Below are 21561 nucleotides of genomic sequence, written 5' to 3' on the forward strand. Positions count from 1 at the left end.
AGCATAAAAAACGCGCGTCAGATCACGCTTTACCCGAAATGCCCAGCACGTGCGCTTCGGGGGCGCTGCCGTCCAGTAGGGCCTGCGTCGGGCCGTCGTAGTAGATGCGGCCGTCGACCACCAGCAGCGTGCGCGGCGCGATGCGCGCGGCGTCGTCGAGGTTGTGCGACACCATCAGCAGCGTCAGGTCGCGCTGTTCGCACACCGTCTGCAGCAGCTGCAGCATCTCGTTGCGCAGCGCCGGATCGAGCGCCGAGAAGGGTTCGTCGAGCAGCAGGATCGGCCGCCGGCGAATCAAACAGCGCGCCAGCGCGGCGCGCTGACGCTGACCGCCGGAAAGCTGCGCCGGCAGGCGATCCAGGTGTTCTTCCAGGCCGACCTGACGGGCGATGTGTTCTCGCTGTTGACGCTGCTGCGCAGTCAAGCGCAGACCGGGATCCAACCCCAACCCGATGTTCTGCGCCACCGTCAGGTGCGCGAACAGGTTGTTTTCCTGAAACAGCATCGACACCGGCCGTTTGGCCGGCGGCGTGGCGGTGTGGTCTTCGCCGTTCAGCAGCAGCCGGCCGCTGGCCGCCGGTAGAAAACCGGCGATCAGGCTCAGCAGGGTGCTTTTACCGGCGCCGCTGGGGCCGAGCACCGCGACGCGCTCGCCCGGCTGGATGCGCAGATCAAAGCGCATCGGCAGGTGTTCATACAGATAGGTCAGTTTTTCAAGCGTCAGCATGGCGGCCCGGTAAGCGTTCAATCAGGGTAAACAGCAGGAAGCACAGCAGCAGCAACAGCAGCGCGGTCACCGCTCCGTCCTGGCTGCGGTAGGCGCCAATCTGCTGATACAGGTAAAAAGGCAGGGTACGGAAATGCTCGTTGCCAAACAAGGCGACCACGCCGAAATCGCCGATCGACAGCACGCAGGCGAAGGCCAGCGCCTGCGCCAGCGGGCGGCGCAGGGCGCGCAGTTCAATCAGCCGCAGCCGTCGCCAGCCGCGGATATCCAGCGACAGGCACAGCGGGTTGTAACGTTCGGCGAGGTCGCGCATCGGGTTCTCCAACACCTTCAGCGCATAGGGCACCGCCATCAGCGCATTGGTGAGGATCACCAGCGCATAGGGCGACTGCGGCAACCCGATCGTATCGTTCAGCAGCAGGAAGAACCCGGTGGCCAGCACGATGCCCGGCATCGCCAGGATCACCATGCCGCTCAGCTCCAGCGCTTGGCCGCCGCGCAGCTGCTGCCGCAGTTTCAGCTCGCGGCTGCTCCACAGCAGCATCATCGTGAGCGCCACGCACAGCGCTCCGGCGCCAAGGGCGATGCGCAGCGACGTGAACAGCGCCTGCCACAGCACCGGCTGGCGCAGCACGCTGACGATAGCCTGATTGGCGCCGTCGGCGATCACCGCCAGCAGAGGCGGCAGCAGCAGCAACAGCGCGGCGGCGATCAGCAGAAAATCGCTGATGCGCCGCCACAGGCTGTCTTCCGGGTTGCGCCAGCGCTGGGCGTGGGTATGCCCTACCGGCAATGCCTGGCTCAGGCGTTGGCTGATCAGCACCAGCCCCAGACAACAGCCCAGTTGGATCAGCGCCAGCAGGGCGGCGCGGCCCAGATCGTAGTCGTAACTCAGCGCCTGGTAGATCGCCAGCTCGATGGTGGTGGCCTGCGGCCCGCCGCCCAGTGACAGCACGGTGGCGAAGCTGGCGAAGCACAGCATGAAGATCAGCGCGCCGCTCGGCAGGATTTGGCGGCGCAGCGCCGGCCATTCGACGAAGCGGAACTGCTGCCAGCCGTTCATGCCCAGTTGGGCAGCCAGCTGGCGCTGTTCCACCGGAATATTCTCCAGCGCTTGCAACAACAGGCGGGTAGCCAGCGGCAGGTTAAAGAACAGGTGCGCTAGCAGAATGCCCTGCAGCCCGTAGGGCGAGAAATCATACTCGACGCCCAGCCAGCCGCACAGCGTCGCCAGCCAGCCCTGGCGCCCATAGACGCTGAGCAGGCCGAACACCGCCACCAGCACCGGCAGCACCAGCGTCATGGCGCACAGTCGCAGCAGCAACTGCCGGCCGGGGAAACGACGCCGGTAGAGCGCGCGCGCCAGCAGAATGGCGGGCAGCACCGAAATCAGCGCCGACAGCAGCGCCTGCAGGAAAGTGAAGCGCACCACGTGCCACAGGTAGCTGTCCTGCCACAGGTCGCGCCAGTCGCTGTCCGGCGCGTGACGCCACAGCGAGCCCATCGCCAGCGCGGCGACCAGCAGGATCATGCCGGCGGCCAGCAGCCCCGGCCAGAGCCAGCGGGGGATCAGCGGCTGACGGCGGTTTGCCATGCCCGGATCCAGCCGCCGCGTTGTGTGGCCACCTCTTCGGCGCTGTATTGCAGCGCGGTATGCGGCACGTTCATCTGTTCAAAGCCGACGGGCAGCGGGGTGTTGATCACCGGGTACATCCAGTTGCCGGTCGGGATGGTGTTCTGGAACGCCGGCGTCACCATGAACTGCATGAAACGCTCCGCCAGCTCAGGCTGTTTGGCGGCCTTCAGTTTGCCGGCCACTTCCACCTGCAGGTAGTGGCCTTCGCTGAACGTGGCGGCGGCGTAGCGGTCTTTTTTCTCGGCGATCAGATGATAGGCGGGGGAGGTGGTGTAGCTGAGCACCAGATCGCCTTCGCCTTTCAGGAACAGGCCGTAGGCTTCGCTCCAGCCTTTGGTGACGGTCACGGTCTTTTTCGCCAGCTGCTGCCAGGCGGCCGGCGCCTTGTCGCCATACACTTTTTGCATCCACAGCAGCAGGCCGAGGCCCGGCGTGCTGGTGCGCGGATCTTCGTAGATCACCTTCCAGTCACGATCGCTGCTGACCAGCTCCTGCAGGCTTTTCGGCGGGTTCTTCAGTTTTTCCTTGTTGTAGACGAAGGCGAAATACCCGTAGTCGTAAGGCACGAAGGTCGCGTCCTGCCAGCCGCCCGGCACCGTCAGTTTGGCGGTGTCCACGCCGCTCGGCGCGAACAGGCCGGTTTGCTGCGCCGCCTGCAGCAGGTTGTTGTCCAGCCCCAGCACCACGTCGGCGGCGCTGTTCTTGCCTTCCATGCGCAGGCGGTTCAGCAGTGAGACGCCGTCTTCCAGCGCCACGAACTTCAGCTCACAGTCGCACTCGGCTTCGAAGGCTTTTTTCACCGCCGGGCCTGGGCCCCAGTCGGCGGCGAAGGAATCGTAGGTGTAAACCGTCAGCGTCGGCTTGGCGAACACCGGTGCGGCGCACAGCAGCAATAAGCAGGGCAGATATTTTTTGACCACGTTGCACTCCTGAAAAATAAGGGGGCAAGGGCATCTGAGGGGGCGAGGCGGCGTCGCCGGTTCGCTGGGCTCAAATCCCTCCGCCGGTATTGACCGGATCAGGTTCGACGGGTGTGCTCTCAGCGGAAAATCGGGCTTATCACGCGGCCCGACTCTCCGCACCCCGTTGAGACGGCGCTATTGTAAAGATTAACCGACCCGGGCGAAAGGCGCTTATGCCTCCGGCGGGGCAAACCAGGCTGACTTGAAGTCGAACCAGCCGAGGGTGTTCATTCGCACGCCGCGCATGCTGCGCTGGCCGTGCAACTGCAGCCAGTGGTGGAACAGCGGATGCAGTTGGTGATTGCTGACCAGGCGCTGGCAGAACTCCGCCAGCGGCAGACGGTTGGCGCGCCACAGCGCCGCATCCTGCGCCAGGTCCTCGCTCATGCAATGCTGCATCAGCGGCAGCTCGTACAGCGTGGCGAACAGCGAAAACTCCAGCGGCAGATAGAAGTTGGCGCTGCCGAGCCACAGATCGCTGCGCGCGTCGCCCTGGTGCCAGGTCGCGTAATCCACGCTTTGCACGATCAGGCGGATGCCGTGCTGCGCCAGCAGCGGCTCGATCGCCTGGCGGATGGCGTGGAACTCCGAATGCTCATTGAAGTGAGTCAGCGTCAGTTCGGTCAGCCCCGCCGGTTTGGGCTGCTGCGCCAGCGCGCGGTTGTGGTGCCAGCGCGGCAGCAGGCCGTACGCCGGCGACCAATAGCGCTGGTAGAGCGGCCCGGCGTGGCTCAGCAGCGAAATGGGGTTGATCAATTCGCACAGCCAGCTGCGCATGGCGGGATCGGCCGCCAAGGGAGAGCGCTGATCGAACAGCAGGAAGTAGCAGCCTTCTTCCAGCCGGCTTTCCAGCTCGCTGTTGCCGGTTTCATCGCCCTGCAGCTGTACGCCGGAGTGCACCAGTTCTTCGGAGAACTCCGGCAGCACCCAGATGTTGACCTCATCGATCAGCGCCCGGTAGCCGAAATAGTCATCGAAGGCGTGGATCTTCATCTGGCTGGGAAGGTTGCGCACCACGCGGTAGGGGCCGGTGCCGATCGGATGGCGGGTGAAGTCCGGCAGATCGCGCCATTCGCGCGGCAGGATCATGGCGTGCACGCTGCCCAGCAGCCAGGGTAACCAGTGGTCGGGGCTGCGCAGATGCACGTCGACAACGAACGGCGTCGGCGAGGTGACGCTTTCGATATGCGAGAACAGCGGTTGTGAGGTCAGACGCGAAAGCGAGCTGATGACGTCCGCCATCTCCAGCTCGCGGCCATGATGAAAATGGATCGCCGGGCGCAGGTAAAACCGCCAGTGCAGCGGCGTCAGCGCCTGCCAATGGTGGGACAGATCGGATTCGAGTTCCCCGTTTTCCTCATTTATGCGCGTCAGGCCGTTGAAGATCTGACGCGCCAAATGGGTCTCGGAACGCCGCAGCGCCGAGCCGGGCAGCAGGTTGTACAACTGCCGATAGTAGAGCACCCGCAGGATGTGTTTCCCCTGACGGAAGCTGCGCCCCAGCTGCGACAGCAGCATTTGGCGCACCACGTTTTTGTCGCCCACCAGCTGCACCAACTGATCGATGCGATCCTGCTCCAGCAGCTCCTCGGCCCGCTGTTGCTGCAGCGCCAGGCCGGTGTAATGAAAGGTTAGCCGCGAACGCTTGCCGCGTCCCGACTCCGCCTGCCAGGTGAGCCAGCCCTCCCGCTGCATAGCGCTCAACAGGGAGCGTACGTGGCGCCGCGAGCAGCTCAGCGCCTCCGCCAGCGCCTGCAGCGTGGTGTCGGTGGTTTCACCGTGGCAGCGCTGCCACAGACGGATGAACTGCTGCTGCAATCTGGACGTGGACATAAAAGAGGAACACTCCTGTCTCAACTCGTCAATTTTTCTTTCCCTATATTACGCCGATAATTTTCATCAATGAAAGGGGAGGGCGTAATCATGAAAGCTTTCTTATCCAAATCGTTCTATCAGCGCTATTTCAGCGCGGTGCGTCGGCAGCACGCTGACTGGCTGAACGTGGTGCCTGAGCAGGCGCGGCTGGCAATATTGGCGCACCTGACGCAATGGGATATCAAAGAGATGAGCGACAAGCAGTATCGCGAGCACCTGTAAGGCGCTGCGGCATAAAAGTTTCTGAGTAATGGTGCTGTTTCACCAGCCAGTGGGTCGCCCCACTGGTTTTTTTATTTGCGGTTAGGGCGATGGACTTGCATTTTCCTCGCCGTGGCCTAAGGTTTTTGCTTCTGCTTTGGGATCAGGGAAGAGGATATGGAACGCCTGAGACGGTTATCACTGCGCATCAACCCCATCTTTGCCGCCTTCCTGCTGATCGCTTTTCTCTCCGGCATCGCCGGCGCGCTGCTGACGCCGACGCTCAGCCTGTTTCTGACCACCGAAGTTAAGGTGCGGCCGCTGTGGGTCGGGTTGTTTTACACCGCCAACGCGGTGGCCGGCATCGTCGTCAGCTTCCTGCTGGCCAAACGTTCCGACACCCGCGGCGATCGGCGCAGGCTGATCCTGCTGTGCTGCCTGATGGCGGTCGGCAACTGCCTGCTGTTCGCTTTCAACCGCGACTACCTGACGCTGATCACCGCCGGGGTGTTGATGTCCGCCGTTGCCAACACCGCCATGCCGCAGATCTTCGCGCTGGCGCGGGAATACGCCGACAGCGAGGCGCGTGAAGTGGTGATGTTCAGTTCGGTGATGCGCGCCCAGCTTTCGCTGGCGTGGGTTATCGGCCCGCCGCTGTCGTTTGCGCTGGCGCTGAATTACGGCTTTACCGTGATGTTCCTGATCGCCGCCGCCACCTTCGCCATCTGCGTGCTGCTGGTCGGGTTCATGCTGCCTTCGGTGCCGCGCGCGGCGGACGGCGACGGGCTGCGGGACGGCGCTTCCGCGCCGATTGCGCCCGCCAGCGCCTGGCGCAATCGCGACGTGCGTCTGCTATTCATCGCCTCGATGCTGATGTGGACCTGCAACACCATGTATATCATCGACATGCCGCTGTATATTACCGCCGATCTCGGCCTGCCTGAGGGGCTGGCCGGGGTGCTGATGGGCACCGCTGCCGGGCTGGAGATCCCGGCGATGCTGCTGGCCGGTTACTACGTCAAACGTTTCGGCAAGCGCAACATGATGCTGCTGGCGGTGGCGGCGGGCGTGCTGTTTTACCTCGGGCTGACGGTGCTGGCGACCAAGCCGACCCTGATCGCATTGCAGCTGCTCAACGCGGTGTTTATCGGCATCGTCGCCGGTATCGGCATGCTCTATTTTCAAGATTTGATGCCGGGCCGACCGGGCGCCGCCACCACGCTGTTCACCAACAGCATCTCGACCGGGGTGATCCTGGCCGGGGTGCTGCAGGGCGCGCTGGTGGAGAACCTCGGTCATGGCTCGGTGTATTGGATGGCGGCGCTGCTGGCGCTGGCGGCGCTCTGGATGAGCGCCAAAGTGCGTGAAGTGTGAGGTCAAACGACGGCATTCTTGATGCAAGTCATTGAGAAGGCTGAAGCGGACGCCCAAGCTGAAGGCATATGGAGCGCGATCGTTGCGTCCACGCCCGTCTCGCTATTGAGATGCCGCCTTGTTGTTTAGAACAGTGGGAACGTTATGGATAAACTCACACCGCTCAAACCGCTTCCTTCCCTGTGCGCCCTTGCCGCCACGCTGATCATCTGGTTCCTCATTCCCGTGCCGGAGGGCGTTGCGCCCAACGCCTGGCAGCTGCTGGCGCTGTTTATCGGCACCATCATCGCCATCATCGGCAAGGCGATGCCGATCGGCGCAGTCTCGGTGATTGCCATCGCCCTGGTGGCGGTGACCGGCGTCACCAATCCCGGCAAGCCGGGCGCCGCGCTGGACGACGCGCTCAGCGGTTTTTCCAACCAGCTGATCTGGCTGATCGGCTTTTCTATCATGATCTCCCTCAGCCTGAACAAAACCGGGCTGGGCGCGCGCATCGGCTACTACTTTATCTCGCTGTTCGGTAAAAAAACGCTCGGCATCGCCTACGCATTGACGTTGGCGGAAACCACCCTGGCGCCGGTGACGCCGAGCAACACCGCGCGCGGCGGCGGCATCATTCACCCGATCATGAAATCGATCGCCGACAGCTTTGGTTCCAAACCCGAGCTCAATACCTCCGGCAAGATCGGCCGCTATCTGTCGCTGGTGAACTACAACATTAACCCGGTCACCTCGGCGATGTTTATCACCGCCACGGCGCCTAACCCGCTGATTGTCAGCCTGATCGCCAAAGGCACCCACGGCAGCTTCGAACTGTCCTGGTCGATGTGGGCGATCGCCGCCCTGGTGCCGGGGCTGTGTTCGCTGATCGTGATGCCGCTGGTCATTTATCTGCTGTACCCGCCGGAGGTGAAAAGCACCCCGGACGCGCCGCGTTTCGCCTGCGAAAAGCTGCAGGCGCTGGGGCCGGTGACGCTGCCGGAGAAAATTACTCTCGCGGTGTTCGCGCTGCTGTTGGTGCTGTGGGCCGGCATTCCGGCGATGATTTTCGGCCCGGCGCTGGCGGTCAATCCTACCACCGCGGCGCTGATCGGCCTGGCGGTGCTGCTGGCTACCGGGGTGTTGAGCTGGGAGGATGTGCTGAAGCATAAAGGGGCCTGGGATACCGTCGTGTGGTTCTCGGCGCTGGTGATGATGGCCAGTTTCCTCGGCAAGCTGGGGCTGATCGGCTGGCTGTCGCAGACCGTCGGCAACGGCATCGACCATATGGGCATGAGCTGGGTGGGCGGCACGATCTTGCTGACCATCATTTATCTGTATTCTCACTATTTCTTCGCCAGCACCACCGCACACGTAACGGCGATGTTCGCCGCCTTCTTCGCTGCCGGCATCGCGCTCGGCGCGCCGCCGGCGCTGCTGGGCCTGATCCTGGCGTTCTCTTCTTCGCTGATGATGTCGCTGACGCATTACGGGACCGGCACCGCGCCGATCATCTTTGGCTCCGGCTATGTGACGTTGGGGGAGTGGTGGAAAGCGGGGTTGGTGATGAGCGTGGTTAACCTACTGATCTGGATAGTGATCGGTGGCGCATGGTGGAAGCTGCTGGGCTACTGGTGAGGAAAAAATTCACCCGCCGGGCGGCGGGTGAAGGGGATTAATTCAGAAACGCCGGCTGCTGCGCTTCGTAGCGGGAGATGTCCGCTTCATGCTGCAGCGTCAGGCCGATGCTGTCCAGCCCGTTGATCATGCAGTGGCGGCGGAAGCTGTCTATTTCGAACGGATAGCTTTTGCCACCGGCGTTGACCGTCTGGTTCTCCAGATCCACCACGAACTCCGTACCTTCATTGGCGTCCACCAGTTTGAACAGCTCGTCCACCTGCTGCTCGCTCAGCGTGACCGGCAACAGCTGGTTGTTAAACGAGTTGCCGTAGAAGATATCGGCGAAGCTCGGCGCGATCACCACTTTGAAACCGTAGTCGGTCAGCGCCCATGGGGCGTGTTCGCGCGAGGAGCCGCAGCCGAAGTTCTCCCGCGCCAACAGGATGCTGGCGCCTTTATAGCGCGGTTTGTTCAGCACGAACTCCGGGTTGGGTTGCTGGCCGGCATCGTCGAGGAAGCGCCAGTCGTTGAACAGGTGCTGGCCGAAGCCGGTACGGGTCACCTTCTGCAAAAACTGCTTGGGAATAATGGCGTCGGTGTCGACGTTGGCCGCATCCAAAGGCACCACTAAGCCGGTATGTTGAGTAAATTTAGCCACGTTAGCCCCTTAGTGAATATCACGGATGTCGGCGAAGTGACCGGCGACGGCGGCCGCGGCGGCCATCGCCGGGCTGAGCAGGTGGGTACGCCCACCGCGGCCCTGACGCCCTTCGAAGTTACGGTTGCTGGTGGACGCGCAGCGCTCGCCCGGATTCAGACGGTCGTTGTTCATCGCCAGGCACATCGAGCAACCCGGCAAGCGCCATTCGAAACCGGCTTCAATAAAGATTTTGTCCAACCCTTCGGCTTCCGCCTGGGCCTTCACCGGGCCGGAGCCCGGCACCACGATGGCCTGCACGCCGTTGGCGACCTTGCGCCCCTTGGCGATCGCCGCCGCCGCACGCAGATCTTCGATGCGCGAGTTGGTGCAGGAACCGATGAACACTTTGTCGATCGGCACTTCGGTCAATTTGATGCCCGGCTTCAAATCCATGTAGGCCAGCGCTTTCTCGGCGGAGGCGCGCTCAACCGGATCGTTAAACGATTCCGGCGCCGGGATCGCCTGATTGACGGCGATCACCTGGCCAGGGTTGGTGCCCCAGGTGACCTGCGGCGCGATCTCTTCGGCGCGCAGCGTCACCACGGTATCGAACTGGGCGTCGGCGTCGGACTTCAGCGTGCGCCAGTAAGCGACCGCCTGCTCCCAGTTTTCACCGGTCGGCGCGAACTGACGCCCCTTCAGGTAGGCGAAGGTGGTGTCGTCCGGCGCGACCAACCCGGCTTTGGCGCCCATTTCGATCGCCATGTTGCACAGGGTCATGCGGCCTTCCATGCTCAATGCCTCGATCGCCTTGCCGCAGAACTCCACCACGTGGCCGGTGCCGCCGGCGCTGCCGGTTTTGCCGATCACCGCCAGCACGATGTCTTTGGCGGTAATGCCCTCGGCGGCATCGCCGGTGACCTCAATCTTCATGGTTTTGGCCCGGCCCTGCTTCAGGGTCTGGGTCGCCAGCACGTGCTCCACTTCGGAGGTGCCGATGCCGAACGCCAGCGAGCCGAAGGCGCCGTGGGTCGCGGTGTGTGAATCGCCGCAGACGATGGTCATGCCCGGCAGCGTCATGCCTTGCTCCGGCCCGATCACGTGCACGATGCCCTGGAACGGGTGGTTCAGGTCATACAGCGAAACGCCGAATTCCGCGCAGTTCTTGATCAGCTCCTGCATCTGGATGCGCGCCATCTCGCCGCTGGCGTTGATGTCTTTGGTCTGGGTCGACACGTTGTGATCCATGGTGGCGAAGGTTTTGCCGGGCTGGCGCACCTTCCGGCCCATGGCGCGCAGGCCGTCGAACGCCTGCGGCGACGTGACTTCGTGCACCAGGTGACGGTCGATATACAGCAACGGCGTCTCGTTCGGCGCTTCGTGCACCACGTGGGCGTCATACAATTTCTGGTATAAGGTCTTGGCCATGTTATGCCCCCTGAGCTACAAAGCGAGCGATGATGTCGCCCATTTCATCGGTGCTGACGGCTTTGCCGTCACCGGCCAGATCGGCGGTGCGGTAGCCCTGTTCCAACGCCTGGTTGATGGCGCGCTCTACGGCGTCGGCCGCTTCATCGGCGCCCAGGCTGTAACGCAGCAGCAGGGTGGCGGACAGGATCTGCGCAATCGGGTTGGCGATGCCTTTGCCGGCGATATCCGGCGCGGAACCGCCCGCCGGTTCGTACAGGCCGAAGCCTTGCTCGTTCAGGCTGGCGGACGGCAGCATGCCCATCGAGCCGGTAATCATCGCGCACTCGTCGGACAGGATGTCGCCGAACAGGTTGGAACACAGCAGCACGTCGAACTGGGACGGATCCTTGATCAGCTGCATGGTGGCATTGTCGATATACATGTGCGACAGCGACACGTCCGGGTAATCCTTGGCGACCTGATTGACCACTTCACGCCACAAGATGGAGCTTTGCAGCACGTTGGCCTTGTCGATCGACGTCACCTTGTGGCGGCGCTTGCGGGCGGATTCGAAGGCGATGCGCGCGATGCGTTCAATCTCGAAACGGTGATACACCTCGGTGTCGAAGGCGCGCTCCTGCATGCCCTGGCCTTCGCGCCCCTTCGGCTGGCCGAAATAGATGCCGCCGGTCAGTTCGCGCACGCACAGAATGTCGAAGCCGCGGGCGGCGATATCGGCGCGCAGCGGGCAGAACGCCTCCAACCCTTGATACAGGCGGGCCGGGCGCAGGTTGCTGAACAGTTTGAAGTGCTTGCGCAGTGGCAACAGCGCGCCGCGTTCCGGCTGCTCGGCCGGCGGCAGGTGTTCCCATTTCGGGCCGCCCACCGAACCGAACAGGATGGCGTCGGCCTGCTCGCAGCCGGCGACGGTCGCCGCTGGCAACGGGCTGCCGTGGCGATCGATGGCGATGCCGCCGACGTCGTACTCGGCGGTGGTGATGCGAATGTCAAAGCGTTGACGCACCGCGTCCAACACTTTGCGCGCCTGAGCCATTACTTCCGGGCCGATACCGTCTCCGGGCAAGACGGCAATGTGATAAGTCTTCGTCATGTTCACACCGTTTCCTGATTATTTTGATGTTTGTTTTGCTGCAGACGCTGTTTTTCTTTTTCTACCTGCTGTGAGCGCCAAATATTGTTCAACACGTGCACCATCGCCTTGGCGGAGGATTCGACGATGTCGGTCGCCAGACCCACGCCATGGAAACGGCGGCCGTTATAAGAGACGACGATATCCACCTGGCCCAGCGCATCGCGCCCATGGCCTTTGGCGGTCAACTGGTACTTCACCAGTTCGATCGGGTAATCGGTGATGCGATTGATCGCCTGATAGACCGCATCTACCGGGCCGTTGCCGGTGGCGGCTTCGGCTTTCTCTTCGCCGCCGCAGATCAGTTTCACCGAGGCGGTGGCCATGATGCTACTGCCGGACTGCACGCTGAAGTAACCCAGGCTGAAGTGCTCCGGCTCTTCCTGTTGTTTGTTGATGAAGGCCAGCGCCTCCAGGTCATAGTCGAACACCTGGCCTTTTTTGTCGGCCAGCTTCAGGAAGGCGGCGTACAGGGTGTCCAGGTTGTAGTCCTGCTCCTGGTAGCCCATCTCTTCCATGCGGTGTTTCACCGCCGCGCGGCCGGAGCGGGAAGTCAGGTTCAACTGCACGTCTTTCAGGCCGATCGACTGCGGGGTCATGATTTCGTAGTTTTCGCGGTTCTTCAGCACGCCGTCCTGGTGAATGCCGGAGGAGTGGGCGAAGGCGTTGGCGCCGACGATCGCCTTGTTGGCCGGGATCGGCATGTTGCACAGCTGGCTGACGATCTGGCTGGTGCGGAAGATTTCCTGATGATTGATGTTGGTGTGCACGTTCATGATGTCCTGGCGCACCTTAATCGCCATGATCACCTCTTCCAGCGAACAGTTGCCGGCGCGCTCACCGATGCCGTTCAGGGTGCCTTCCACCTGACGGGCGCCGGCCTGGACCGCGGCAATGGAGTTGCCGACTGCCATGCCCAAATCGTCGTGGCAGTGTACGGAGATGATGGCTTTGTCGATGTTCGGCACGCGGTCATACAAGGTGGTGATGATGCCGCCGAACTGGTTTGGCGTGGTGTAGCCGACGGTGTCCGGAATATTGATGGTGGTGGCGCCGGCGTTGATGGCGGCTTCGACCACGCGGCACAGGTTGTCGATCGGCGTGCGGCCGGCGTCTTCGCAGGAGAATTCCACGTCGTCGGTATAGTTGCGGGCGCGTTTGACCGAGCGCACCGCCATCTCCAACACTTCGTCGAACGAGCGCTTCAGCTTCGATTCGATGTGCAGGGTGGAGGTGGCCAGGAACACGTGGATACGGAACGCTTCAGCGACGCGCAACGCTTCGGCGGCCACGTCGATGTCTTTGTCCACGCAGCGGGCCAGGCCGCAGACGCGACTGTTCTTGATCTGGCGAGCGATGGTTTGCACCGATTCGAAATCGCCTGGCGAAGAGACCGGGAAGCCGACTTCCATCACGTCAACGCCCATTCTTTCCAGCGCCAGCGCAATCTGAATCTTCTCTTTTACGCTCAGGCTGGCCTGCAATGCCTGTTCGCCATCACGCAGCGTGGTATCGAAAATAATGACTTGTTGGCTCATCGGTGCATTCCTTATCGTGTTGATTTCACGCTAAGCGGGCAAAAAAAAACCCGCGCAGTAGCGCGGGTTTCTTATGGGTGATCGGCTGAGTCAGTTCCGAACTTCGTCCACAGGCATACCGCGCAAACAAGATGCGTTGAGTAGTAGGCCTAGTAGACGGTGAGTACGGATCATAATGGTTCAGCTTCTCTTAAATTGGGTGTCTGCCTAATTTGATACGTGATTGGCCTGGCGATGTCAACACCTGATTGAATGCGGGGACAATGCACCGGCTATCCGTCCAAACAGAGGATCATTCGGTAAAAATGCAGCGCTATAGAGAAAAAATGGGAGCAGTTTGCGTGCTGCTTAGCATAAACGAATCGAATATATACTGCGCTAATTGCTTCTGGATTTTGTTGGGTTAAGATTTGTGATGAAAAAATAAGGAGGATTAATCACGGGAGGAAACAAAATAATATTTTTAATACGAATGATTTAAATTGAATTCATATGATTAATTGATTGTTTTAGTCATAATATAACAAAATAATGCGATTTTACACAAAGCGATTGATGTTTTTAGATGGTTTGATTGCTTATGATGTGTTTTTATAGTTTGTCTCATACAGTGGGGTTACGTTGTTTAATTGTATTAATTATTGTTAATACCTAATTATTAGTACCACCCAGGTGGCATTTTTCCTGCTGACGGTAGAAGTGACTGATATGCATTCCATATACGACTTAAATCGTGTCGATAACACGAGGTTTTTTATCGGCTGATGACGGTAATGGCAGGATTTGTCGTGCAAAGATAAGACAATGCGGCGTTTCATTGTTTGTCGAGCATAAGGATTAGATTATCTACACAGGATTTAGTGGAGTGAAATATGGCTGAATATGATTCAGAAATCGCCATGGTCAAAGAGCCGGCGGACATCCATTTGCGCAGCGTCGATCTTAATTTGCTGACGGTGTTTGACGCCGTGATGCAAATGCAAAATATTACGCGAGCCGCTAATTCGCTAGGGATGTCGCAGCCGGCGGTGAGCAACGCGGTAGCGCGTCTGAAGGTGATGTTCAACGACGAGCTGTTCGTGCGCTGCGGGCGCGGGATCCAGCCCACCATGCGGGCCAGACAGCTGTTCGGGCCGGTGCGGCAAGCGCTGCAGCTGGTGCAAAATGAGTTGCCGGGATCTGAGTTTGAGCCGCTGACCAGCACGCGAGCGTTCTCCCTGTCCCTGTGCAGCCCGCTCGATTTGCGTCTGGGCGCCGGGATAATCAATCACGTCAAACAGATAGCGCCGCAGCTTAACCTGCAAATAAAGTCATACATTAACAATAATATTGAACATCAATTACGTTATCAGGACGTCGAATTTGTCATCGGCTACAGCCGTTTCGAGTCGGCGGAGTTTCGCAGCCTGGCGATGTTCGACGACGAATTAGTGCTGGCGGTTGCGCAGGCGCACCCGCGAATAGGGGAGGAGGTGACGCCGGAACACATGTTGGCCGAACAGCACGCGGCGGTTTCCCTGGAAAGTTTTGGATCGTTCAGTAAACCTTTCTATTTAGAGGAGCCGATGCTGCGCGCCGTGACACAACAGTGCACGGATCTCTACAGCGTGTTGAATATGGTGTCGCAAACGGAAATGGTGGCGATTGCGCCCGCCTGGTTGGTGCGGCAACAGACGGAGGCGTTGAAAATAAAGGCAGTTCCTTTGTGCGCCAATCACAATAAAGCGACCTGCTATCTTTCCTGGCATGAATCCTCCGAACGGGATAAAGGGCACCAGTGGATGAAGTCCGTCCTGATTGAGGCGGGTAACCCAAAGTAAAGCGATAAAAAATGGGGATATATAAAGATAATATTCAACTGAGCGTTTTTTTTTCATGATAAAAACTAAGAACTATCTGGGTTTTTATTAAGATGTTTCTTGGTTTTGCGGCGATTAAATAACTTATTTTCAGGGTGAGTTGGTTCGTTTACCAAAAATAATTAATATAAATTAATATTCTGATTTTTACTTTACGACTGGTATTTTAAACTAACTCGATGCGGCGGCCCAGATGGGCCGCGTTTTATTGCCGCCAGCAAACCTTTTCCTTCCCGTTCTGTCCAACCCATGAAAGCGCGAAAGCCGGCCTGAGTTTTGGCTCACACTTCTACGCTGAAATCGCTTTTCCCCCTGCCTGAGAGTAGGTAGACTGCGCGGAAAAAAGTAAACACGTGTAAGCTGAGATGAGGGCCGTAAGGCGTCGTTCAGGCTTAACTGTATGATTCATTTCAGGCTTAGAGCACTATGATCACTAATCTGCTGCAATACCATTTGATCCATCGTATACAGCATCAAATCACCCACCGAGCCGATCGCACAGCTTTTCGCCAATGGTCGCCCAACGGCGAGTTTCAACTGACCTGGGAAGAGGCCGCCGTTCGCATCGATCGCATTGCCGCCGGGCTGTTGGCCCTGGGGGCCGAAGTGCAAGAGCGCATCGGCATTTTCGCCAATAACGGCATGGCCTGGTCGCTGGCCGATCTCGCGATTCTCCACCTGCGCGGCGTCAGCGTGCCGCTCTATTCCACCAATACGCCGGCGCAGGCGGCCTTCGTCATCAACGACGCCGACATTCGCATACTGTTCGTCGGCGAACAGGCACAGTTGGACGCGGCCATCGCGCTGCGCGGCGTTTGCCCACAGCTGCGCCATATTATCGTGTTTGACCAAGATGCCGATCTGCGCGGCTGCGAGATAGCGCGACACCTGAGCGCCTTCGAGCATGCCGCCGATCCGGCGGCTTTTATCGCTCAACGTCGGCAGCGCATTGAAGAGTGCGACCTGCAGGACCTCTTCACCCTGATCTATACCTCGGGCACCACCGGCGAGCCGAAAGGGGTGATGCTGGATTACCGCAACCTGGCGGCGCAGCTCTACCTGCATGATGAGAGACTGACGGTTGGCGAAGAAGATGTGTCGCTCAGTTTCCTGCCGCTGTCGCATGTATTCGAGCGTGCCTGGAGCTTCTTTGTCATGCATTCCGGCGCGCAGAACGTCTTCCTGCCGAACACTGACTGGGTACGGGAAGCGATGGGGCAGGTCCGCCCGACGCTGATGTGCGCGGTACCGCGTTTCTACGAGAAGATTTTCAGCGCGGTGCATGAAAAAGTGGCGCGCGCGCCTTGGCTGCGCCGCGCGCTGTTCCACTGGGCGATCGTCTGCGGGGAGCGCAAGTTCCTTCAGGAGCGGGCCGGCAAACCGTTGGGTAAACTGTTCGAACTCTCTCATCGCTGGGCCGACAAGCTGGTATTGAGCAAGCTGCGCGGCATCCTCGGCGGCCGGGTGCGCTTCCTGCCGGCGGCGGGCGCCAAGCTGGATGACAATGTGATCCTGTTTTTCCAGGCGATGGGCGTCAACATCAAGTACGGCTATGGCATGACCGAAACCTGTGCGACCGTGTCCTGCTGGGAAGAAGGGCATTTCCGCTTCGGCTCTATCGGCAAACCGCTGCCGGAGGTCGAGGTGCGCATCGGTGAAGAAAATGAAATCCAGGTGCGCGGGCCGATCGTGATGCGCGGCTATTTCAACAAACCGTTGGAAACCGCCGCGACCTTTACCGCAGACGGCTGGTTGAAAACCGGCGACGCCGGGGCGATCGATGAAGAGGGCAATCTGTTCATCACCGAGCGCCTTAAGGATTTGATGAAAACCTCCGGCGGCAAATACATCGCGCCGCAGATGCTGGAAGGCACGCTGGCGCAGGACCGCTTTATCGAGCAGGTGGCGATCATCGCCGATGCGCGCAAGTTCGTTTCCGCGTTGATCGTGCCGTGCTTTGAGTCGCTGGAAGAGTACGCGAAGTCAGTCAACCTGAAGTATCAGGATCGCCTGGAGCTGCTGCGCAACGGTGAAATCCTCGAGATGTTCGAAAAGCGTCTGCGCGAGATGCAAAAGGAGCTGGCGCGCTTCGAGCAGGTGAAGAAGTTCACGCTGCTGCCGGCGGCCTTTTCCATGGAGCTGGGGGAGCTGACGCCAACGCTGAAGCTGCGCCGCAAAGTGATCCTGCAGCGCTATCAGCGTGAAATCGACTCCATGTATCAGGAACAGGGCTGAGGCCGCCGCCGGACCGCGCGTTCGGCGAAAAAAACGGCATATTCTTCGCCTGATTTAGTTCTGTAATTTTCCCTCTGTTCGAAACAATGCCTAGCCTGACGCCCCTGGGGCTAGCGCATTGTTTTTATAAAGTCGCGATCTCCAGCCGCTTGGCAATAACCCCGCCGTCGTTAAGCCATTTTGCCGTTTGCCTGCCCCATATTCTGACGTTATGTTAATTCGATAGCGACAACCCATAAAAATTTAGGGGCATTGCCCCGCAGCAGGCGCTACGTTCCGGCGCCAGAGAAGAATAAGCAAGCCTGGAGGCAAACCCATGGAGATGTTGTCAGGAGCCGAGATGGTCGTCCGATCGTTGATCGATCAGGGCGTTAAACATGTATTCGGCTACCCCGGCGGGGCGGTGCTCGATATCTACGACGCCCTGCATACGGTCGGAGGGATCGATCATATTCTGGTGCGCCACGAGCAAGGTGCGGTGCACATGGCCGACGGTTACGCGCGCGCCACCGGCGAAGTGGGCGTGGTGCTGGTGACCTCCGGCCCCGGCGCCACCAACGCCATTACCGGTATCGCTACCGCTTATATGGACTCGATCCCGATGGTCGTCCTGTCGGGGCAGGTGCCCAGCTCGCTGATCGGCTACGACGCCTTCCAGGAGTGCGATATGGTGGGGATTTCTCGGCCGGTGGTGAAACACAGCTTCCTGGTGAAACGCACCGAAGACATCCCGGCGGTGTTGAAGAAGGCCTTTTACCTGGCCTCCAGCGGCCGCCCCGGCCCGGTGGTGATCGATCTGCCGAAAGACATCGTCGGCCCGGCGGTGCGGATGCCTTATGCCTATCCGCAGGACGTGAGCATGCGTTCTTACAACCCGACGGTGCAGGGCCACCGCGGGCAAATCAAACGCGCGCTGCAAACCATTCTGGCGGCCAAAAAGCCGGTGATGTACGTCGGCGGCGGCGCGATCAACGCTGGCTGCGAAGCCGAACTGTTGGCGTTGGCGGAGCAGTTGAACCTGCCGGTGACCAGCAGCCTGATGGGGTTGGGGGCCTTCCCCGGTACCCACCGCCAGAGCGTTGGCATGCTCGGCATGCACGGCACCTATGAAGCCAATAAAACCATGCACCATGCCGACGTGATCTTCGCCGTCGGCGTGCGTTTCGACGATCGTACGACCAACAATCTGGCCAAATACTGTCCGGATGCCACCGTGCTGCACATCGATATCGATCCGACCTCGATCTCCAAAACGGTGGACGCCGATATCCCGATCGTCGGCGATGCCAAGCAGGTGCTGGTGCAGATGCTGGAGCTGCTGGCGCAGGACGAGAAAGCGCAGGATCACGATGCGCTGCGCGATTGGTGGCAGTCTATCGAGCAGTGGCGCGCCCGCGACTGCCTGGGCTACGACAAAAACAGCGGCACCATCAAGCCGCAGGCGGTGATTGAAACCCTGCATCGCCTGACCAAAGGCGACGCCTATGTGACCTCGGACGTCGGTCAACACCAAATGTTCGCCGCGCTCTATTATCCGTTCGACAAACCGCGCCGTTGGATCAACTCCGGCGGCCTCGGCACCATGGGCTTCGGCCTGCCGGCGGCATTGGGCGTCAAGCTGGCACTGCCGGAGGAAACCGTGGTGTGCGTGACCGGCGACGGCAGCATTCAGATGAATATTCAGGAGCTGTCCACCGCGCTGCAATATAACCTGCCGGTGGTGGTGGTGAACCTCAACAACCGCTATCTGGGCATGGTCAAGCAATGGCAGGACATGATTTATTCCGGCCGTCATTCGCAGTCTTACATGGATTCACTGCCGGACTTCGTCAAGCTGGCCGAGGCTTACGGCCATGTCGGTATCGCCATCCGCACGCCGGATGAGCTGGAAAGCAAGCTGGCGCAGGCGCTGGCGGAAAAAGAGCGGCTGGTGTTCGTCGACGTGACCGTCGATGAAACCGAACATGTCTACCCGATGCAGATCCGCGGCGGAAGCATGGACGAAATGTGGCTTAGCAAAACGGAGAGGACCTGATCATGCGCCGTATTTTATCTGTCTTGCTGGAAAACGAATCCGGCGCCCTGTCGCGCGTGGTGGGGTTGTTCTCCCAGCGCGGTTACAACATCGAGAGCCTGACGGTGGCGCCGACCGACGATCCGACGCTGTCGCGCATGACTATCCAGACCGTCGGCGACGAGAAAGTGCTGGAGCAGATTGAGAAGCAGTTGCACAAGCTGGTGGACGTGTTGCGCGTCAGCGAGCTGGTGCAGGGCGCTCACGTTGAACGCGAGATCATGCTGGTGAAGCTGCAGGCCAGCGGCTACGGCCGTGAAGAGGTGAAACGCTGCGCCGATATTTTCCGTGGCCAGATCGTCGATGTGACGGCGACGCTGTATACGGTGCAGCTGGCCGGCACCAGCGACAAGCTGGACGCCTTCCTGAGCGCGGTGCGTGAAGTGGCGGAGATTGTGGAAGTGGCCCGTTCCGGCGTGGTCGGCGTGTCGCGCGGCGACAAAATCATGCGCTGAGCGCGGTCTGGCGGCGAATAATCGGGGGCGCGGCGTGGCTGCGCCCTTTGTTTTTCGGCCTTTTTTGCCCGATTGCCGGCACCTTTCGGCAAAAGCGGTTGCTAGGTAGTGTTTTCTGCTGTTAGATCGCAGAGGCTGGATTGAATAACCGCACGGGATGCCATGGTTAATCCGAGCACAGCCTTCACTTCTATTTTCAGCGTCATTAAGGGGTTAATGTGAAACTGGATGAAATCGCGCGTCTCGCGGGCGTTTCGCGCACGACGGCCAGTTATGTCATCAACGGCAAGGCGAAGCAGTATCGTGTCAGCGATAAAACCGTCGAGAAAGTGATGGCCGTGGTCAGGGAGCATAACTATCACCCGAATGCCGTCGCGGCGGGGCTGCGCGCCGGGCGCACCCGTTCTATCGGCCTGGTGATCCCGGATCTGGAAAATACCAGCTATACCCGCATCGCCAACTACCTGGAGCGCCAGGCGCGCCAGCGGGGTTACCAATTGCTGATCGCCTGTTCCGAAGATCAGCCGGACAACGAAATGCGCTGCATTGAGCACCTGCTGCAGCGTCAGGTGGACGCCATCATCGTCTCCACCGCCTTGCCGCCGGAGCATCCTTTCTATCAACGCTGGGCCAACGATCCGCTGCCGATCATCGCGCTGGACCGCGCGCTGGATCGCGAGCATTTCATCAGCGTTGTGGGCGCCGATCAGGAAGACGCTTTTGCGTTGGCGCAGGAGCTGCGCACCTTCCCGGCGGAGTCGGTGCTGTACCTGGGCGCCTTGCCGGAGCTTTCGGTCAGCTTCCTGCGTGAGCAGGGCTTCCGTCAGGCCTGGCAAGAGGATCCCCGCCACGTCGATTACCTGTACGCCAACAGCTACGAACGCGAAGCCGCCGGCGCGTTGTTTGCCGAATGGTTGAAAGCGCACCCGATGCCGCAGGCGCTGTTTACCACGTCGTTCTCTTTATTGCAGGGCGTGATGGACGTGACGCTGAAGCAACGCGGCCGCTTGCCGACCGATCTGGCGATTGCCACCTTCGGCGATCATGAACTGTTGGATTTCCTTGAGTGCCCGGTATTGGCGGTAGCGCAGCGCCATCGCGACGTGGCCGAACGCGTGCTGGAACTGGTGCTGGCCAGCCTGGACGAGCCGCGTAAACCCAAGCCGGGGCTGACGCGCATTCGCCGCAATCTGTTCCGCCGCGGCAGTCTGAGCCGCAAGTAGTTTGGCTGACAGGGGCCCGCGTTGGCGGGCTCCTTTAGACGTAATCCGCTACCCGAAACAGCCGCCGGCAGTACTCCAGGAAGTAACCATACACCACGCCCATCGCCATGGAGACCAGCGCATTGCTGGTTACCGCCGCCAGCATTTGTTGGCCGTCGGCGCCCACGCTCCATAAAATTGCAGCATAAACCGGCGACTGGAAGCTGACATAGGCCAGCAGATCGGCGAGATTGCGCAGTAGGAACTGGCCGTGCGGGCAGCGGCGCGCCGTGCGGATAAACAGATCGCGATAGCGGCCATAAGGCCAGGCGATCAGAATGTTGACCGGGATCGACAACAGGCGTGAAGAGAGGGATTGCTGGAAGCTCATGCCGGAGATCAACACTTCAATCGCCATACCGGCGATAAAGCAGTACACCACCAGTGCAAACGTATCGGCAGCGGCGCTGCGCCAGTGTGCGGCGGGCGAAAGCATGTATCTCTCCTTTGTGTTAATGTGCTGTTAATTTTATAATTTGTGGTTGTTAATTCTGGTTTTTTGCTTTTTATATAGTTTACTGATCTGGTTTGTGTTTTTTAACTAGGTTTATATTTTTATTTTTA

General features: G+C 60.0%; 17 protein-coding genes and 1 riboswitch. Of the genes, 8 read left to right on the top strand and 9 right to left on the bottom strand.

All coding sequences use genetic code 11. The features are described 5' to 3' along the window. Positions 1 to 22 precede the first annotated feature (22 nt). The 4 genes from thiQ to sgrR all read right to left on the bottom strand — a co-directional run bounded on the left by thiQ (position 23) and on the right by sgrR (position 5158). A complete protein-coding gene (thiQ, locus tag ACJ8J1_RS20715; RefSeq protein ID WP_033641841.1) occupies positions 23 to 727 on the bottom strand; it encodes a thiamine ABC transporter ATP-binding protein ThiQ in 705 nt (234 codons plus the stop codon). After that, on the bottom strand, positions 714 to 2321 hold the full coding sequence (gene thiP / locus ACJ8J1_RS20720) for a thiamine/thiamine pyrophosphate ABC transporter permease ThiP (protein ID WP_033641842.1): 1608 nt from the start codon (positions 2319 to 2321) through the stop codon (positions 714 to 716). Before thiP ends, thiQ begins: the two co-directional genes overlap by 14 nt. After that, positions 2297 to 3283 carry a thiamine ABC transporter substrate binding subunit gene (gene thiB / locus ACJ8J1_RS20725; protein ID WP_033641843.1) on the bottom strand — a complete coding sequence of 329 codons (987 nt, stop codon included), beginning with the start codon at positions 3281 to 3283 and terminating at the stop codon, positions 2297 to 2299. Before thiB ends, thiP begins: the two co-directional genes overlap by 25 nt. A 57-nt stretch (positions 3284 to 3340) precedes the next feature. Continuing rightward, positions 3341 to 3459: riboswitch (TPP riboswitch) on the bottom strand. Between the two features lie 37 nt (positions 3460 to 3496). Beyond that, positions 3497 to 5158 carry an HTH-type transcriptional regulator SgrR gene (sgrR, locus tag ACJ8J1_RS20730; RefSeq protein WP_033641844.1) on the bottom strand — a complete coding sequence of 554 codons (1662 nt, stop codon included), beginning with the start codon at positions 5156 to 5158 and terminating at the stop codon, positions 3497 to 3499. 90 nt (positions 5159 to 5248) lie between these two features. On the opposite strand from sgrR, the gene sgrT reads away from it, so the two are divergent. From sgrT to ACJ8J1_RS20745, 3 genes are all read left to right on the top strand, one after another. After that, positions 5249 to 5422 (top strand): glucose uptake inhibitor SgrT, encoded by a 174-nt coding sequence (gene sgrT, locus ACJ8J1_RS20735; protein ID WP_071845093.1) that lies wholly within the window; start codon positions 5249 to 5251, stop codon positions 5420 to 5422. Positions 5423 to 5578: 156 nt separating this feature from the next. Further along, positions 5579 to 6775 carry a sugar efflux transporter gene (locus tag ACJ8J1_RS20740; protein ID WP_033641845.1) on the top strand — a complete coding sequence of 399 codons (1197 nt, stop codon included), beginning with the start codon at positions 5579 to 5581 and terminating at the stop codon, positions 6773 to 6775. 144 nt (positions 6776 to 6919) lie between these two features. Continuing rightward, complete coding sequence (locus tag ACJ8J1_RS20745; RefSeq protein WP_033641846.1) at positions 6920 to 8392, top strand: DASS family sodium-coupled anion symporter; 1473 nt, start codon at positions 6920 to 6922, stop codon at positions 8390 to 8392. A 37-nt stretch (positions 8393 to 8429) separates the two neighbouring features. On the opposite strand, the gene leuD is transcribed toward ACJ8J1_RS20745, so the two are convergent. Genes leuD through leuA form a run of 4 tightly spaced genes read right to left on the bottom strand, consistent with a single transcriptional unit; the run spans position 8430 to position 13112 of the window. Further along, positions 8430 to 9032: a 3-isopropylmalate dehydratase small subunit gene (gene leuD, locus ACJ8J1_RS20750; protein ID WP_025159634.1), complete on the bottom strand. Its 603-nt coding sequence runs from the start codon at positions 9030 to 9032 to the stop codon at positions 8430 to 8432. 9 nt (positions 9033 to 9041) lie between these two features. Next, a complete protein-coding gene (gene leuC, locus ACJ8J1_RS20755; RefSeq protein WP_033641847.1) occupies positions 9042 to 10442 on the bottom strand; it encodes a 3-isopropylmalate dehydratase large subunit in 1401 nt (466 codons plus the stop codon). Between the two features lies 1 nt (position 10443). Continuing rightward, complete coding sequence (leuB, locus tag ACJ8J1_RS20760) at positions 10444 to 11535, bottom strand: 3-isopropylmalate dehydrogenase (RefSeq protein ID WP_025159635.1); 1092 nt, start codon at positions 11533 to 11535, stop codon at positions 10444 to 10446. A gap of 2 nt (positions 11536 to 11537) precedes the next feature. Beyond that, a complete protein-coding gene (gene leuA / locus ACJ8J1_RS20765) occupies positions 11538 to 13112 on the bottom strand; it encodes a 2-isopropylmalate synthase (protein ID WP_033641848.1) in 1575 nt (524 codons plus the stop codon). 872 nt (positions 13113 to 13984) lie between these two features. Between leuA and leuO the strand changes: the two genes are divergently transcribed. From leuO to cra, 5 genes are all read left to right on the top strand, one after another. Further along, positions 13985 to 14932, top strand: a complete 948-nt coding sequence (gene leuO, locus ACJ8J1_RS20770) for a transcriptional regulator LeuO (protein WP_033641849.1) — start codon at positions 13985 to 13987, stop codon at positions 14930 to 14932. Positions 14933 to 15397: 465 nt separating this feature from the next. After that, positions 15398 to 17206: an AMP-dependent synthetase/ligase gene (locus ACJ8J1_RS20775; RefSeq protein ID WP_033641850.1), complete on the top strand. Its 1809-nt coding sequence runs from the start codon at positions 15398 to 15400 to the stop codon at positions 17204 to 17206. A 316-nt stretch (positions 17207 to 17522) separates the two neighbouring features. Further along, the gene (gene ilvI, locus ACJ8J1_RS20780; protein ID WP_028127857.1) at positions 17523 to 19241 is read left to right on the top strand and encodes an acetolactate synthase 3 large subunit; all 1719 of its coding nucleotides are present in this window, start codon (positions 17523 to 17525) and stop codon (positions 19239 to 19241) included. A 2-nt stretch (positions 19242 to 19243) separates the two neighbouring features. Continuing rightward, positions 19244 to 19735 carry an acetolactate synthase small subunit gene (gene ilvN / locus ACJ8J1_RS20785; protein ID WP_004932806.1) on the top strand — a complete coding sequence of 164 codons (492 nt, stop codon included), beginning with the start codon at positions 19244 to 19246 and terminating at the stop codon, positions 19733 to 19735. A gap of 218 nt (positions 19736 to 19953) precedes the next feature. Beyond that, positions 19954 to 20958, top strand: coding sequence for a catabolite repressor/activator (gene cra / locus ACJ8J1_RS20790; RefSeq protein ID WP_033641851.1), 1005 nt, complete (start codon positions 19954 to 19956; stop codon positions 20956 to 20958). 34 nt (positions 20959 to 20992) lie between these two features. On the opposite strand, the gene ACJ8J1_RS20795 is transcribed toward cra, so the two are convergent. Then, positions 20993 to 21433 (bottom strand): L-alanine exporter AlaE, encoded by a 441-nt coding sequence (locus ACJ8J1_RS20795; RefSeq protein ID WP_033641852.1) that lies wholly within the window; start codon positions 21431 to 21433, stop codon positions 20993 to 20995. Positions 21434 to 21561 lie beyond the last annotated feature (128 nt).

The sequence above is a fragment of the Serratia sp. CY37869 genome, from assembly GCF_052168895.1.
Taxonomy (GTDB): Bacteria; Pseudomonadota; Gammaproteobacteria; order Enterobacterales; family Enterobacteriaceae; genus Serratia; species Serratia ureilytica.